This is a genomic window from Cellvibrionales bacterium, from assembly GCA_016713115.1.
Taxonomy (GTDB): domain Bacteria; phylum Pseudomonadota; class Gammaproteobacteria; order Pseudomonadales; family UBA7239; genus UBA7239.
Genome location: JADJPU010000001.1, coordinates 1,283,555 through 1,298,641, shown reverse-complemented (window position 1 = coordinate 1,298,641; position 15,087 = coordinate 1,283,555). Strand labels below are relative to the sequence as shown.

General features: G+C 52.5%; 15 protein-coding genes. 5 read left to right on the top strand and 10 right to left on the bottom strand.

The genetic code is table 11. The features are described 5' to 3' along the window. Window positions 1–46: 46 nt before the first annotated feature. Complete coding sequence (locus tag IPK30_06330) at window positions 47–466, top strand: OsmC family protein (protein ID MBK8102901.1); 420 nt, start codon at window positions 47–49, stop codon at window positions 464–466. A 50-nt stretch (window positions 467–516) separates the two neighbouring features. Here the strand turns inward: IPK30_06330 and IPK30_06325 are convergent, their stop codons facing one another. The 6 genes from IPK30_06325 to IPK30_06300 all read right to left on the bottom strand — a co-directional run bounded on the left by IPK30_06325 (window position 517) and on the right by IPK30_06300 (window position 7,812). Then, window positions 517–1,872, bottom strand: coding sequence for an alginate export family protein (locus IPK30_06325; protein ID MBK8102900.1), 1,356 nt, complete (start codon window positions 1,870–1,872; stop codon window positions 517–519). A gap of 16 nt (window positions 1,873–1,888) precedes the next feature. Then, window positions 1,889–2,746 (bottom strand): ABC transporter ATP-binding protein, encoded by an 858-nt coding sequence (locus IPK30_06320; GenBank protein ID MBK8102899.1) that lies wholly within the window; start codon window positions 2,744–2,746, stop codon window positions 1,889–1,891. Between the two features lie 23 nt (window positions 2,747–2,769). Further along, window positions 2,770–3,741: an ABC transporter permease gene (locus IPK30_06315; protein MBK8102898.1), complete on the bottom strand. Its 972-nt coding sequence runs from the start codon at window positions 3,739–3,741 to the stop codon at window positions 2,770–2,772. Between the two features lie 62 nt (window positions 3,742–3,803). Further along, the gene (locus tag IPK30_06310; GenBank protein ID MBK8102897.1) at window positions 3,804–5,192 is read right to left on the bottom strand and encodes an ABC transporter substrate-binding protein; all 1,389 of its coding nucleotides are present in this window, start codon (window positions 5,190–5,192) and stop codon (window positions 3,804–3,806) included. Between the two features lie 291 nt (window positions 5,193–5,483). Next, window positions 5,484–6,095, bottom strand: a complete 612-nt coding sequence (locus IPK30_06305) for a toluene tolerance protein (GenBank protein MBK8102896.1) — start codon at window positions 6,093–6,095, stop codon at window positions 5,484–5,486. Window positions 6,096–6,102: 7 nt separating this feature from the next. Then, complete coding sequence (locus tag IPK30_06300) at window positions 6,103–7,812, bottom strand: Kef family K(+) transporter (GenBank protein MBK8102895.1); 1,710 nt, start codon at window positions 7,810–7,812, stop codon at window positions 6,103–6,105. Between the two features lie 128 nt (window positions 7,813–7,940). Between IPK30_06300 and IPK30_06295 the strand changes: the two genes are divergently transcribed. Genes IPK30_06295 through IPK30_06285 form a run of 3 tightly spaced genes read left to right on the top strand, consistent with a single transcriptional unit; the run spans window position 7,941 to window position 11,034 of the window. Next, a complete protein-coding gene (locus IPK30_06295; GenBank protein ID MBK8102894.1) occupies window positions 7,941–9,215 on the top strand; it encodes a glycosyltransferase family 4 protein in 1,275 nt (424 codons plus the stop codon). Next, complete coding sequence (locus IPK30_06290) at window positions 9,212–9,946, top strand: class I SAM-dependent methyltransferase (GenBank protein ID MBK8102893.1); 735 nt, start codon at window positions 9,212–9,214, stop codon at window positions 9,944–9,946. The genes IPK30_06295 and IPK30_06290 overlap by 4 nt, the downstream gene beginning before the upstream one ends. Beyond that, complete coding sequence (locus tag IPK30_06285; protein MBK8102892.1) at window positions 9,943–11,034, top strand: prenyltransferase; 1,092 nt, start codon at window positions 9,943–9,945, stop codon at window positions 11,032–11,034. The genes IPK30_06290 and IPK30_06285 overlap by 4 nt, the downstream gene beginning before the upstream one ends. Window positions 11,035–11,057: 23 nt before the next feature. Here the strand turns inward: IPK30_06285 and IPK30_06280 are convergent, their stop codons facing one another. The 4 genes from IPK30_06280 to IPK30_06265 are packed head-to-tail and all read right to left on the bottom strand — an operon-like array spanning window position 11,058 to window position 14,165. Then, window positions 11,058–12,086, bottom strand: coding sequence for a TIGR03617 family F420-dependent LLM class oxidoreductase (locus IPK30_06280; protein ID MBK8102891.1), 1,029 nt, complete (start codon window positions 12,084–12,086; stop codon window positions 11,058–11,060). 27 nt (window positions 12,087–12,113) lie between these two features. Next, window positions 12,114–12,650, bottom strand: coding sequence for an NUDIX hydrolase (locus IPK30_06275; GenBank protein ID MBK8102890.1), 537 nt, complete (start codon window positions 12,648–12,650; stop codon window positions 12,114–12,116). Window positions 12,651–12,679: 29 nt separating this feature from the next. Next, window positions 12,680–13,939 (bottom strand): diaminopimelate decarboxylase, encoded by a 1,260-nt coding sequence (lysA, locus tag IPK30_06270; protein ID MBK8102889.1) that lies wholly within the window; start codon window positions 13,937–13,939, stop codon window positions 12,680–12,682. A gap of 1 nt (window position 13,940) precedes the next feature. After that, the gene (locus tag IPK30_06265; protein ID MBK8102888.1) at window positions 13,941–14,165 is read right to left on the bottom strand and encodes a lipoprotein; all 225 of its coding nucleotides are present in this window, start codon (window positions 14,163–14,165) and stop codon (window positions 13,941–13,943) included. 71 nt (window positions 14,166–14,236) lie between these two features. Here IPK30_06265 and IPK30_06260 point away from each other — a divergent pair, with 71 nt between their 5' ends. Beyond that, window positions 14,237–15,085 carry a phosphotransferase gene (locus IPK30_06260; GenBank protein ID MBK8102887.1) on the top strand — a complete coding sequence of 283 codons (849 nt, stop codon included), beginning with the start codon at window positions 14,237–14,239 and terminating at the stop codon, window positions 15,083–15,085. The last annotated feature ends 2 nt before the right edge of the window (window positions 15,086–15,087 follow it).

Below are 15,087 nucleotides of genomic sequence, written 5' to 3'. Positions count from 1 at the left end.
ATACAGTCCATCGTACCGTCATATTAAACGAGGCACGATTATGCTAATGAAAGAAAAAGCACATGCCATTTTGGAAGGTGAAAACTATCTCACCCAAATCAGCAATCGCCATCATGTGTATTTCACCGACGAGCCGACAGAAGTTGGCGGGCAAGACAAATATACAACCCCGCAAGAATTGCTTTTGGGCTCTTTGGCTTCCTGCGTTGCTACCACCTTGCGCATGTATGCCGATCGAAAAGGGTGGAACTTGGGAGCCATTGGTGTCGATGTGAGCATGCGCTCAATCAACACAGATCACGGCGCTGAATTTGAATTCACACAAAATTTTACTTTCAGCAATAGTGCAAATTTGACCACCGAGCAAGTGGATCGTTTAGTACATATCGCAAAAAAATGTCCTGTCGCACAAATCATTCAGAAAACCACAAAAATTCATTACGCGATCGGCGAAGAAAATACTTAACGCAATCGTGTTCTGGCGGCAGGGTATTAGCCCGCTGCCAGACACTTTTATCAGTATTTGTACTCCACCCAAGCCCACAATTTATCTGTATCGCGTTTATTCGAGCGCAACACATCATCCGCATCATGCGATTCGTCATAGATCGCTATCTTTGTCCCAACGGACCAGTTCGGGGAAAATGTTTTTACCACCTGCAAACTGTACTCTTTACCGAGATCCAGATCGCCTTTACGCACAGCATTGGCATGATCCGTTTCATATTCGTGATACTGCGCCTGTATTTTGATGTTCTGCGGGTTCCAGTCAAAGCCGATGTTGACATACTTATCTACCAAACCTTCTTTTGGCGTAACCAGAAACTGATCGGCAAACCCGTTAAACGCATGCTTGGTGCCGTACGGCGTTTGCAGCCCGTACTTGCCGTTGTCCGAACTTAGCACTTCGTAACCTAAAACCGGCGTCAGTGCAAAATTGCCTCCACCAAATCCCCAATTGAAGCCGACTTCAGCCATGCCGTAATCCGTGCGGTATGTAGTTTCGCGACTGCGTGTTCCCACTACAGGCTCCATGACTTGCGCTTCTTGTTGCGCCAACTCGACGCGATAGATAGCACGCAAAGGAATGGTGGTTGGCAAGTTGTAGCCGCCATCTAAGCGCAGGCCGGTAGTTTTATTTGAGACATAACGCAAACCAGGATTCACATCGATTTCTTTTTCCGGTCCGCGAATACTGTCATTCTGGCTGTGCAGATCATAGTGATACACAGTGAGTTTTCCCCAACTGAATCCGTTGTACTGAATATTAAAAAAATGGTCATTCACTTTGTTGTCGAACTCAGGCGTAATGCCGTTTACCTCAACAACATAAGCATAGTTAAGCGTGAAATCTTTCAGCCCCGTGTACGACGCGCTAAACGCATCAAATGTTTGATCGTCTTGTCGAAATCCAACATTACCTATCCAGCGCTGGTTGTCGTACGAAATGTACTGTCTACCTAAAGTTAAATCGAGTTTGCGAATGCCGCGGTATTTGATTTGCGCGCGATTGAATTCATTCACTTCTGGATCTGCGATCACGGCGGCTCCTGCTGCCTTGGGTGCTGGCGGCGCGGGCTCTTGGTATTCATCAATCCCGTTTAAGGTCGATACATTTTCGTACTCTACCAAAGTAGTAAAATTATAAAATGGTGCCGTTTCGTAACCCAACCTCGTGCGCAATGTCAGCGCTTCGCCTTCTTCCTCGAACGCATCGTCATGCACCTCTTCAAATCGCAATCGCACATTCGCGCTGGCTTTGCCGCCCGTTAACGACTCCATGAAATCCGTGCCTGCCATTGCGCTGTCTGCCAACAATAGGCAGACAGCTGCCAAACCGGTTGCAACTGCTGTTTTATTGCAAATAGTCATCTCTATTCCCCTTGCATCAAGCAACAGATTTTTTTGAATTGGCGCCGCTAAACAACGCCGTTAGCTTTTTTTCACGACGAGTTATCTCCTCAACTTTTGCGTGTTTTTCATAAAGAAAGCGCAACACTTCATGTCGTAAATGGTTGTAATGCGGATCATCTGCTAGCGCTAAACGGTCGCGCGGGCGCGGCAAATCTACGGTGAGAATTTCTCCTATCGTTGCCGATGGACCATTGGTCATCATCACAATGCGATCCGAGAGCAATACAGCTTCATCCACATCGTGCGTGATCATGATTACCGTGTTGTTCAACACCGACTGAATTTCCATCAGCGAATCCTGCATGTGTGCTCGCGTCAGCGCATCCAGCGCGCCAAAGGGTTCGTCCATCAATAAAATTTCTGGCTGCATCGCCAACGCACGCGCAATGCCAACGCGCTGCTTCATCCCGCCGGATATTTCATGCGGCAATTTGTGCATGGCATGCTGCATATGCACCAGTTGCAGGTTGTGCTCTATCCATGACTGCATTTCTGCTTTGCTTTTCTGACCTTTAAATACTTGTTTGACGGCCAATTCCACATTTTCGTAAGCCGTTAACCACGGCAGCAAAGAATGATTCTGAAACACCACAGCCCGCTCTGGCCCTGGCGTATTGACTTCGCGCCCATTGAGAATCACGCCACCGCGCGACGCGCGTAGCAAACCGGCGACGATGTTAAGCACCGTGGATTTTCCACAACCGGAATGGCCAATCAGCGACACATACTCGCCCTTACTGATTTTTAAGTTCACATCTTGTAACGCGGTGAATGTGCCTTTGGCAGACTTGAAGTCGATGCCCACTTGCGTCAATTCGAGTAATGCTTTCATTTTGTGTTCTCCTTCTGATCGGCTTAACGCAGGACTGCTTGCTTGTCCCATGACACACGCTGTTGCAGTAACAACATGCCGCGATCCAGCACATAGCCGATCACACCGATAGTGAGTACGGCGACCATGATGCGGCCCAAAGAATTGTTGTTGCCGTTCTGAAATTCATCCCATACGAATTTGCCCAGACCCGGATTCTGCGACAGCATCTCAGCCGCAATCAGCACCATCCATGCCGTGCTCAATGACAAACGCAAGCCAGTAAAAATCATCGGCACGGCAGCCGGCAGCACGATGTGGCGCACATGCTGCATACGCCCTAGCTGCAGTACTTTGCTGACATTGACGAGATCTTGATTAACCGATGCCACGCCAACAGCCGTGTTGATCGCGGTAGGCCATAAGCAGCACAGCATCACGGTGACAGCCGATGTGACATAAGACTTCGGCACACTGTCATTCACATTGACATACACCGAACCGACCACAATCGTCACCAATGGCAACCAAGCCAGAGGGGACACCGGCTTGAACAGCTGAATGATCGGGTTGACCGCTTGGTACACAAACCCACTCAGCCCGATGGCAATACCCACGGGGATCGCAATCAACGCCGCCAACAGAAATCCCGTGAACACCGTTTTCAGGCTGGTGAAGATCTGCTCTGGATAGGTCGGCGCACCGCTGTACGGGCTCATGGACGGCTTGGCTTGCGGATCACGCAATATCAGTTCTGCATTGCGCTTTTCCTGCCGCTCGTAGAACGCCCGCTCACGCCCTTTTTCGTCACGAAATTCGCTTACCAACCCCTGTGCCTGCATTAATACCGCAGATGGCCCAGGAAACTTCCCCAGCGAGGTATCAATGCGGCTAGCCGCCACACTCCACATCACCAGAAAAATCGTCAGCCCCAACAAAGGCATGGCGATGAGTTCCAGCGCTTTGCTCAACCACTCCTCGCGTATCGTCGGCGCTTTGACAAGACGGCTCAACATTGATGTCACCATGACATACCTCTCTTGTAGCTTCGTTATCGAAAGTAGAGCCAATATTTGAGCTACGGCTTGCTGTTGCCTTTCAGACCGATGGCAAAACCATCAATGAACGCATTGGGTTTGCTGGCATCAAACACCGCGCCATCCAACGCGCTGGTTTGTGGCGGTTTGATAAAGGTTGCTGTTGTTAGATCGGGCAAATCCGCTGCTTTCAGCTTGCCCTCACGCACCAACTCTTGAGCGGCGGCAACATAGATATCTGGGCGATAGGCTTTTTTTGCCATATCCATGTACCAGCTGTCCGGCTGTTGGCTACTGATATGCCCCCAACGACGCATTTGGGTCAGCCACCACACGGCATCCGAGTAATAAGGAATGCCGTACACATCTTTGAAGAATGTGTTGAATTCTGGAATGGCGCGTTTATCACCTTTTTCAAACTCAAAGGTGCCTGTCATGCTGTTGGCAATCACTTTTTCATCTGCACCCACATACACCGGTCGCGCAATCATTCTTACGGCTTCTGGTCGATTCGCGTTGCTGTTGGCATCCAGCCATTGCGAAGCGCGAATCAGCGCCTTCACAACACGCAGCGTGGTGTTGGGGTTTTCTTTAGCAAACGCTTCGCGCACACCAAACACTTTGTCTGCACCGCCAGCCCACATCTGCTCACTGGTAATTACCGGCACACCCAAACCTTTAACAACCGCTTGTTGATTCCACGGCTCCCCCACGCAATACCCCACGGTAGTGCCAGCATCCATGGTGGGCACCATTTGCGGCGGTGGCACCACAGACAGCAACGCCTGCGCACCGATATTGCCGCTGTTATCGCCTTTTTCAGGCGCATAAAAGCCAGGATGTATGCCGCCGGCAGCCAACCAATAACGCTCCATGTAATTGTGCGTACCCACAGGGAAAGTCATGCCCAGCGTGAAGCTCTTGCCTTCTTTTTTGTACTGATCGAGCACCGGCACGAGACTCTTGGCGCTGATTGGGTGCTTCGGTTTACCGCCCTCCATTGCCACGGACGGTTTCATTTTTGACCACACATCGTTCGAAACAGTAATGCCGGCACCGTTGTAGGACAGCGTGAACGGTGCAATCAACATGTCCTTGCCAGTGATGCCGGTGGCAGAACCCAATGGCATGGCTGCCAACATGTGCGCGCCATCCAGTTCACCGGATACCACGCGGTCATACAACACCTTCCAGTTTGCCTGCGCTTCCAGCGTGACGGTCAGCCCTTCGTCTTCGAAATAGCCTTTTTCATACGCCACCGCCAACGGCACCATGTCAGTGAGTTTGATGAAACCAAATTTCAATTCCCACTTTTCCGGTTCGCTACTGGCATGCGCCAACGGTGTCGCCAGTACCACTGTTGCAGCCCACAATACAGCCATGCGCATGATGTGTTGGCAGCGTTTCCAGATTCCTGTGTTGAACGACATAGTTCACCTCGCATTGATCGCCACGGTGCAACTGTTGCTGCACACATACGAGGTTTTGCAACTGCCGTGCCAACTGCGTCAAAACACCTACCGCGCTACAGCATGGTGCGGATTTGATAAATATTCCTCTGGATTTTTAGAGTTTTGCACCAAGACCAAGCATTTCATCCCGCTCACAACAACAAGAACCTTGCATTCTTGCCTCATCATGAAGCTGCTGTTATTCATTGGCGAATCAAAATGGAGCGTATGGAAACTCTACGCAGCGTGCATGTTTTTTGAAGATTCAAACTAACCAGCGGCAATAAAATACGCCGCCCTCAACGCCCTTTCGATTTGTTTGCCATCTTCATACCGGAAGAAATGCTGAAAATTGCGTTCGCGCTGCCAGCGGTTGAGTGGCCTGCTCCACCAACGGAAACGGCAATCCAAAATATCAATCAAACCAAATGTTCCATCTGGCCGCAGCACCACATTGCCCGGATGCAGGGAGCGAAACAAAATACCCTTGCTGTGCAACAGCGCAATGAATGCCGCCAATTCTGTTATGTGTTTTTCTGTGAATTTTTTTTGCTGTAGCAGTGTGCGCACCGTTTCACCTTCCAAGGGCTGATAGCGCGCACCGAAGCGCGGCACATGCAGCAGACGATACAAAGACACAGGGGTTACGGTGGCGATACCACGCTGTTTTAATTGCTGTGCTTTGCGAAAAAATTCCTGCGCCGGATTCCACAAACGCGCGGTGGTGATGCGGCGTTTTACGCGAAACAATTTAATAAAATCGCCATTGGCGCAGCGCAGCACTTTTACGCCACGGTTGTCCTGCTCGATGATTTCGCCTTCCGCTTTCAACGCCAGCCACGCCGGTTTATCCAGTGGCTGCCAGTGCAATGTTTCTGTCATGTTTTATTTATCCGTGATGCTGATGCCGCTGCTCAGATAACTGACCATCTATCGCTGAGATCATGGCATTTGCCAATTCTTGCTCGCCAAAAAATACCCCGCCGACATTTTCTTTTTCTAGCAATTCGGCTTCATCATCGCTGTGCACGCGCGCAATAGAACCGATATGCGGATTCAACATGCGCGCAATTGCCAACATGCGGCCGGTGCGCGCGGCATCGGGCATCGCCACAATCAGCAGCGATGCACGGGCAATATGCGCTTGAATTAATACTTCTGGCTCCACAGCATCACCGGCCACTGCCGGCAAACCTTTTGCTCGCAAGCCTTCAACCAAATCACGATTTTCTTCCACCACCACATAGCGCAGACCGCGCTCGCGCAATGCGCGGCCAACGCGCCGCCCTACGCGACCATAACCCACCAACACGACATGATTCGTCAATTCTTCCGAAGCAAAAGTCATCGGCAAGATCGCCAGTGGGTCATCCGGCTGCTCCAGAAAACGCGCAAAGCGCGAGCGCGTGCGTATCCAGCGCTGCAGTGGCTCCACGGCATGAAACACCAAGGGGTTTAGTGCGATAGATAACAGCGAACCTGCCAGAATTAAATTTAAGCCTTCTTTGGGCAACAGATTCAGACTCACACCCAAGCCAGCCAAAATAAAAGAGAACTCGCCGATTTGCGCCAAGCCGACAGACACGGTCAGCGCTGTAGTCAGTGGATAGCCGCGCGCTTTTACCAAAGTAAACGCCAACATCGATTTGCCGCACATGATGATGGCCAGCACCGCCAACACACCCAACGGGTTGTCCAGCAGTACACGCGGATCAAACAACATACCGACCGAGACAAAAAACAGTACAGAAAACGCATCGCGCAACGGCTGCGATTCCTGTGCAGCACGGTAACTGAAATCAGATTCGCGCAACACGATGCCCGCAAAAAATGCCCCCAACGCAATCGACACACCAAACAGCGTGGCAGCGCCGTAAGCAATGCCTATCGCCGCGGCCACCACACACAAATTAAACAATTCCCGCGAGCCGGTGTGCGCTACCTGCCACAGCAACCACGGAAACACTTTGCGCCCCACCACCATCATCAGCGCAATAAAACCGGCGACTTTAATAAATGTCATCGCCAGCGTTTTTAGTAGGGTGTGCACATCACCCGCACCACTATTGCCGCTGAGTACGCCCGCCAGTGGCGGCAGCAACACCAGCACCAGCACCATCACCAGATCCTCCACCACCAACCAGCCGATGGCGATGTGGCCGTTCATGGTTTTGAGCTGGCCGTGCGTTTCCATGGCGCGCACCAAGACCACGGTACTCGCCACCGACAAACACAGCCCGAACACCAACGCGCCGCCCAGTGACCAGCCCCACCATGTCGCCAAGCCTGCGCCCAGCGCCGTGACCAAGGGAATCTCGATCAACGCCCCCGGCAGGGCAATGCGGCGCACAGAGAACAGATCTGCCAAGGAAAAGTGCAAGCCCACGCCGAACATCAGCAAAATCACGCCGATCTCCGCCAATTGCTGCGATAAACCTACATCCACCACTAAACCTGGGGAGAGCGGACCAACCAAGATACCAGCCACCATATAGCCCACCAACACCGGCAACTTGATGCGCGCCGCCAAAAAGCCCAGTACGAGGGCAAGGGCGAAGCTGGCTGCGATGGTAAATATCAGAGGGGTTTCGTGTGGCATGCGCAATGACTCTTTTACTCAGGCCATATTTTGGCAGTCACTCTCCCCTTGTGGCTATACGCAGTGGCGCTAACCAGCCGCTCTCATTACCATAACGCCCTCTTTTTTTGACGATTTTTTAACCACTCGTGACTGCCACTTCGCACCCATCGCCGCGCGCTTTGCGCATTGCCCTGCTCGGCTATCGCAGCCACCCCTACGGCGGCGGGCAGGGTATTTACCTCAAGTACTTGAGCAAGGCGCTGGTGAACATGGGGCATCAGGTAGATGTGATTTCTGGCCCGCCCTACCCACATCTCGATCCGCGCGTGACGCTGATTAAAGTACCCAGCCTCAATTTGTTTGAAAGCCCACGCCATCACGCCTTCGGTTTGCGTGCCAAACATTTGCTGTCGTGGGCCGATTTCATGGAGTGGTGGAGCATGCTCACCGGCGGCTTCGCCGAGCCTTACAGCTTTGGTCGCCGCGTCAACAAATTGCTGAAAAACAAACACAAGCACTACGACATCATTCACGACAACCAGAGCCTCTGCTACGGCTTGCTCGATTTGCAGAAGCGCGGCTTTCCTGTCGTCGCCACCTTTCATCACCCCATCACGCACGATCTGCGCATCGCGTTGAAATCGGAGCCGCGCTGGTATATGCGCGCCTTGATTTTGCGCTGGCATTCGTTTTTGAAGATGCAAAAAAATGTGGTGAAAAAACTCGATCATATTGTGACCGTTTCCGCGCACTCGCGCCGAGACATCGCGCGCGATTTTTCTATCCATGAAAGCGAGATTGATTTGATTCACTGCGGTATCGACACCGCCGAGTTTCACCCTATTCCCCATATTCAAAAAATTCCTTTTCGCTTGATGTGCACCGCTTCTGCTGACCAGCCGCTTAAAGGGTTGAAATTTTTATTGAAAGCGGTGGCACTGTTGCGCGAGCGTTACCCGCAACTGTCACTGCTCGTCGTCGGCAAACCTAAAGCCGGTGGCTACACCGAAAATTTAATTGCGCGTCTCGGCATTGGCGACATCGTGCAATTTGTTTCCGGCATTTCCACGGAACAATTGGTGCAGCACTACAACGAAGCAGAAATTGTGGTCTGCCCTTCGCTGTATGAAGGTTTTGGCCTGCCAGCCGGTGAAGCCATGTCTTGCGGCACAGCGGTGATTTCTTCCAACGGCGGCGCGCTGCCGGAAGTGGTGGGCGATGCGGGACTGGTGGTGCAAGCGGGCAGCGAACAGGCGATTGCTGATGCGATTGTGGATTTGTTCGAACACCCAGAGAAACGCGCACAACTGGCGCAAGCGGGGCGCGCGCGCATTGAAAGCACTTTCTGCTGGAATCTCGCCGCACAACAATTCACACAGTATTACCAGCGTATGCTGCAGCAGAGGAAATCCAAGGCATGAAAACAGTTGATTTCAAAACTCTGGGTTTTCGCAGTGGGGATACTGTATTGGATCTCGGCTGCGGCGAAGGTCGCCATGTTATCAACGCCTATGTGGAAGCAAATGTACACGCCATCGGTGTTGATCTCGGCTTTAATGATTTAAGCACCGCTACAGAACGCGCCGAGCCTTTTCTCGCTGCAGAAAATACCGAAAAATATTTTCATCTCGCCTGCGCCAACGCCCTGCAACTGCCTTTTGCCGATGCCAGTTTTAATCAGGTAATTTGTTCGGAAGTGTTGGAACACATTCCCGATTATCTCAGCGCTATCAATGAAATAGAGCGCGTACTCAAACCGGGCGGCGTTGCGGCTATCAGCGTGCCGCGCTATGTGCCGGAGTGGATTTGCTGGGCGCTGTCTGATGCTTACCACAGCAATGAAGGCGGCCACATTCGCATCTTCAAAGAACATTTATTAAAGCGCGAAGTTGAGCGCACCGGCTTGCGTTTTATTCGCCGCCACTGGGCGCACGCCCTGCACAGTATTTACTGGTGGTTACAGTGCGCGTTTTGGGCAAGCAAAGAAAAAAATCCGCTGGTACAGCAATGGCATAAGCTCTTGGTGTGGGACATGATGGAACAGCCCGCACTCACGCGCGTTTTAGAAAAAACTCTCGACCCGCTGATCGGCAAAAGTGTGGTGCTGTATTTTTACAAACCGAGCACAGTTGCCGAGAGGAATGCCAAATGAGCGGCCCTTTTTTGAGCAAAGGTTTTTTTCCGCACGATTTATTGCGTCCGGCTGTGGATTATATTTTGGCCACGCAATTGGAAGACGGCTGCATTCCGTGGTTTACCGGCAGCTATGCCGACCCGTGGGATCACACCGAAGCGGCAATGGGTTTGTCGATTGCCGGTGAATACGCCGCCGCTGAAAAAGCTTATCAATGGCTGAAAAGCGAACAATTAAAAGACGGCAGTTGGTGGATACACTACCAAGATCGCACGGTAAAAAATGACGAGCGCCGCGAAACCAATTTCGTCGCCTATGTTGCCACTGGTGTGTGGCATCACTATCTCATCACCGAAAATTATTCTTTTCTCTGTGAAATGGCCGACATGGTGGAACACGCCATCCGTTTTGTGATCGGCTTGCAAACGGAACACGGCGACATTCACTGGGCGGTGGATAAACAAGGCAAAACCATGCGCGATGCGCTGGTGACGGGCAACGCTTCCATTTATAAAAGTTTGGAGTGCGCGCTCAATATTTTTACCGTGCTGGGCGAGCCAAAACCGCACTGGGAAAAAGCGCGCGAAAAACTCGGCCACGCACTGCGCCACAAACCGGAGCGTTTTGATCGCACTTGGGAATCAAAAGCGCGCTATTCGATGGATTGGTTTTATCCTGTGCTCACCGGCGCCATCGACAACAAAAAAACGGCACTGCAACGTATCAATGCGCGCTGGGATGAGTTCGTGGTGCAGGGCATGGGCTGCCGTTGCGTGTCCGATCAACCCTGGGTGACGGTGGCGGAATCTTGCGAGTTGGTGATGGCGCTGCTCGCCGCCGGTGATCGCGCGCGCGCGGTGGAACTCTACAGTTGGTTGCACCAGTGGCGCGACGATGAAGGCGTGTACTGGACCGGCTATCAATTTGCAGAAGATTTATTGTGGCCGGATGAAAAACCGACCTGGACATCGGGCGCAATTTTGCTCGCCGCCGACGCACTCACGCAGCACACCGCCGCCAGCAAATTATTTACCGAAGTGAATGTGTTGGACAGCGCCGAGCAGTTGGAACAGCAACTCGCGGCGCGGCGCAAGCAAAAAGATTGATCGCTAATTATCACAACAGCGAATCAAGCGGCTAACTGACGAATCGTATTTAGCATCTCCATAAACCCTGCATCGTGTTCTGTGGTTGCGGGCGGTTGCACCGCTACGCGATCCGCCACATCGCCAAAACGCGCCAGCATTTTTTCTGGTAGTTCGCGGTAAGTGCCACTCAGCAAAAACACATCCAACATTTCATCCGTAAACGCCGCCGCCATTTTGTCCCAACGCTGTGTGCGCGCGAGTTGCTGCAATTCCAAACCCACATCCTGCCAACCGTACAATTCCAAGCTCGCCCAATACGCCGGTGTGGAAAATAAAAATGCCAGTGTTTGGCGAAATTGTTCTTGCGCTTTTTTGACTTCAGCGTCATCAAATCCGCTGGCCACTAAAGCATTGATGCAAATGCGCGGTTTGGATAATACGGCATCGCGTTGGCTGGCTCCTTGCGCCACATTCGGCAACACCACTTCTTGCAAATAGCGCCGCGCGCCGCTGGTGGGATGCGTGTGCAAACCATCGGCGCAACGACCTGACAGCGCCAGCATTTTCTCGCCCACTGCACCCATCATCAGCGATGGATTGGGCGCGTCGATAGCCCCCGGATTAAAAAACGGTTGCAAGCGCGTGAAACGAAAATGCTCGCCTTCAAAACGCAGCGCTTCACCGGTGCGAAAGCTGTGAAAAATCGCGCGCAGTGCGCCTAAGTATTCGCGCATACCCGACACCGGCGGCAACCAACGCACCGAAAAACGATCTTCGATATTCTGCCGAATTTGCGTGCCGAGACCCAACTCAAAACGCCCTTGCGACATACGCTGCAAATCCCACGCCGCCAGCGCCACATTCATCGGGCTGCGCGGAAACGCCACCAGCACGGAAGTTGCCACCGTAATGCGCGCAGTCGCTGCGAGTGCTTGGCAAGACAGCAACAAACCGTCGTGTATCGCATCCGCGACAAAAATGCCGTCATAGCCCAGTGCTTCTGCGCGCTGCGCAAACGCACCTATCGCATCGAGACCGAGATGTTCCGGTGTTGGCGCAAAAATCTCCACAGCTCTCTCCCAAAAATAATTTGAGAATTACATCGGGCCGATGTCTTCCACATGCAAAGAAAAATGACCGAGTTTTTTATCGGCGTAATAGTGATGCAGAGTGCGCCAAATGGTGCGAAAGGCCAGTTCGCGCCAGGGAATATCTTCTTCGCAAAACAGTTTTACTTCCAAAGATTCTTCCGTGTGTGCAGCGAATTGCGGCGCAGTTAATTGTGCGAGATACATCATGTACACCTGCCCGATATGCGGCAGGTTAAACATACAAAACAGCTCGCCCATTTGCACTTGCGCGCCCGCTTCTTCTTCGGTTTCGCGCGCGGCACCGGCGGCAACGCTTTCACCCAATTCCAAAAAACCGGCGGGCAGTGTCCAAAAACCTAAACGCGGTTCGATAGCGCGTTTGCACAACAAAACCTTATCTTCAAATACCGGCAAACTACCAGTGATGATGCGCGGGTTGTGATAGTGAATTGTTTCGCACTGCGTACACACATGGCGCTCGCGGTTATCGCCAGCGGGAATTTCCAGCCGCACCGCTGCGCCGCAACTGGAACAAAATTTCACCACTGGTACATTCATGGCAGCGCGTTCACTTACGGCAGCAGTGATTCGCCGCGCCACAAGTCCGCGAGCGTTTCGCGCTGGCGCACGGTAAATACTTGCTCGCCATCCACCATCACTTCGGCAGCGCGCGGGCGACTGTTGTAATTGGAACTCATCACAAAACCGTAAGCACCGCTGCCAAACACCGCCAGTAAATCACCGGCATCAATAATCAATTCGCGCGCTTTGCCGAGAAAATCACCCGTTTCACACACGGGCCCCACCACATCGTAAATATGCGAGCGACCTTCGTGTTCACGCACCGGCTCTATGCTCTGCCACGCTTGATACAACGCGGGGCGAATCAAATCATTCATCGCTGCGTCTACAACAGCAAAATGGTGTGAAGGTGTGGACTTCAACAAATCCACGCGCGTGAGCAACACGCCGGCATTCGCCACAATCGAACGACCGGGCTCCACCAAAATTTTTAATGGACGATCACCCAACTGTGCGCGTAGTGCCTTCATGTAATCGCTAGGTGTAGGCGCAGCTTCACCGGGGCGATACACCACGCCCAAGCCACCGCCAATATCGAGATGCTCTACCACAATTTTTTCTGCGGCGAGTTGATCGATCAAACCCAATACGCGATCCAGCGCATCCAAAAACGGCGTGAGTTCCAGCAGCTGCGAACCGATGTGGCAATCAATACCCTTGATGCGGATATGTGAAAGTTGCGCCGCTTCGCGGTACACATCCAACGCCTCCAGCATATCAATGCCGAATTTATTTTCGCGCAAGCCGGTGGAAATATACGGATGCGTGTTGGCATCCACATCCGGATTCACACGCAGTGACACCGGCGCAATTTTATTCATACTCGCCGCTACGGTTTGTATGCGTTGCAACTCGGCGCGCGATTCCACATTGAAACAATAAATACCGACTTCCAGCGCGCGTGCAATTTCATCTTCGCGTTTACCCACGCCGGAAAACACCACGCCGGATGGATCGCCGCCCGCTGCTAACACGCGCTCCAATTCACCCACCGAAACAATATCGAAACCCGCACCCAAACGCGCCAACACATTCAACACCGCGAGATTGCTATTCGCTTTTACCGCAAAACACACACGATGATCGCAGCCCTGCAACGCATCGGTGTAGGCGTGGTAATTCGCGGTGATAGCGGCGCGACTGTACACATAAGTTGGCGTGCCGTAGCGCGCTGCAATTTCCGTTAAGGTCACATCTTCAGCGCGCAATTCACCTTGATGGCGCGTGAAGGTTTGCAACTGCGTGCTCATATTATGGCGTCTCGTTTTCGGCGGGTGCTGCTTCGTCAGGCGCTACGGTTTCATCCGTTGTTGCCGTCTCATCGCTGGCTGCATCGCTTTGCGTTTCTGCTACGGGCGGCGGCGGTGTTGCTGCTTCTGTTGCGTTTGGATCATCTTTTGGCAAATACAAAGGACCGGTTTGACCGCAAGCAGCGAGCAACACAGTGAATAAAGCAGCGACAAGTAAACGGGGCATAAATAGCTCTCTTTCAGGCGGATCGGGAAGGCGGTCAGTATAAGGTAAACGGCATAAGGTACACTGCCGCCATGAAGATTCCAGAACGCCTCAAACCGCTGATTGAAGACGGCATCATTGATGCTGTGTTGCGCCAATTAAAAAGTGGCAAAGAAGCAGCCGTCTACCTCGTGCAGCGCGGTGAACATGTGCGCTGCGCCAAAGTGTACAAAGAAGCCGAGCGGCGCAGTTTTCGTCAAGCCGCTGAGTACACCGAAGGCCGCAAATCACGCAACAGCCGCCGCGCGCGCGCCATGGAAAAAGGTTCGCGCTACGGCAAGCAAGAACAGGAATCCGCTTGGCAAACCGCAGAAGCGGATGCGCTGTATCGGCTGTCGGCCGTTGGTATGCGTGTACCGCGCACTTACGGTTTTTTTGAAGGCGTGTTGTTGATGGATGTGATTGAGGATGCCGATGGCCAGCCCGCGCCGCGCCTCAACGATGTGTTGTTTTCTGCCGACGAAGCGCGCCAGCATCACGCCACCTTGATACAAGAAGTGGTGCGTATGTTGTGTGCCGGTTTAGTACACGGCGATTTATCCGAATTTAATATTTTGCTCGCCGCCGACGGCCCCATCATCATTGATTTTCCGCAAGCTGTGGATGCTGCGCAGAACAATCACGCCGCGAGTTTGTTAGAGCGCGACGTGCAAAACCTCGCCGATTTTTTTGGCCGCTTTGCACCGGAATTATCAGAAACACGCTACGGCAAAGAAATCTGGGCGCTGTACGCCAAAGGCGAATTAACACCAGAAACTGTGCTTACAGGGCGCTTTGTGGATTCCACTAAAAAAGCCGATGTGCGCGGTGTACTGCGCGAAATTGACGCCGCCATCAAAGAAGAAATGCAGCGCCGCGAGCGCATGCAAGAGCAGGAGTAGTC

Bases quoted from the DNA above. Each gene is read 5' to 3' on its own strand.
- IPK30_06330 (MBK8102901.1), top strand. From the start codon at position 47: ATGAAAGAAAAAGCACATGCCATTTTGGAAGGTGAAAACTATCTCACC.
- IPK30_06325 (MBK8102900.1), bottom strand. From the start codon at position 1,872: ATGACTATTTGCAATAAAACAGCAGTTGCAACCGGTTTGGCAGCTGTC.
- IPK30_06320 (MBK8102899.1), bottom strand. From the start codon at position 2,746: ATGAAAGCATTACTCGAATTGACGCAAGTGGGCATCGACTTCAAGTCT.
- IPK30_06315 (MBK8102898.1), bottom strand. From the start codon at position 3,741: ATGTTGAGCCGTCTTGTCAAAGCGCCGACGATACGCGAGGAGTGGTTG.
- IPK30_06310 (MBK8102897.1), bottom strand. From the start codon at position 5,192: ATGTCGTTCAACACAGGAATCTGGAAACGCTGCCAACACATCATGCGC.
- IPK30_06305 (MBK8102896.1), bottom strand. From the start codon at position 6,095: ATGACAGAAACATTGCACTGGCAGCCACTGGATAAACCGGCGTGGCTG.
- IPK30_06300 (MBK8102895.1), bottom strand. From the start codon at position 7,812: ATGCCACACGAAACCCCTCTGATATTTACCATCGCAGCCAGCTTCGCC.
- IPK30_06290 (MBK8102893.1), top strand. From the start codon at position 9,212: ATGAAAACAGTTGATTTCAAAACTCTGGGTTTTCGCAGTGGGGATACT.
- IPK30_06285 (MBK8102892.1), top strand. From the start codon at position 9,943: ATGAGCGGCCCTTTTTTGAGCAAAGGTTTTTTTCCGCACGATTTATTG.
- lysA (MBK8102889.1), bottom strand. From the start codon at position 13,939: ATGAGCACGCAGTTGCAAACCTTCACGCGCCATCAAGGTGAATTGCGC.
- IPK30_06265 (MBK8102888.1), bottom strand. From the start codon at position 14,165: ATGCCCCGTTTACTTGTCGCTGCTTTATTCACTGTGTTGCTCGCTGCT.
- IPK30_06260 (MBK8102887.1), top strand. From the start codon at position 14,237: ATGAAGATTCCAGAACGCCTCAAACCGCTGATTGAAGACGGCATCATT.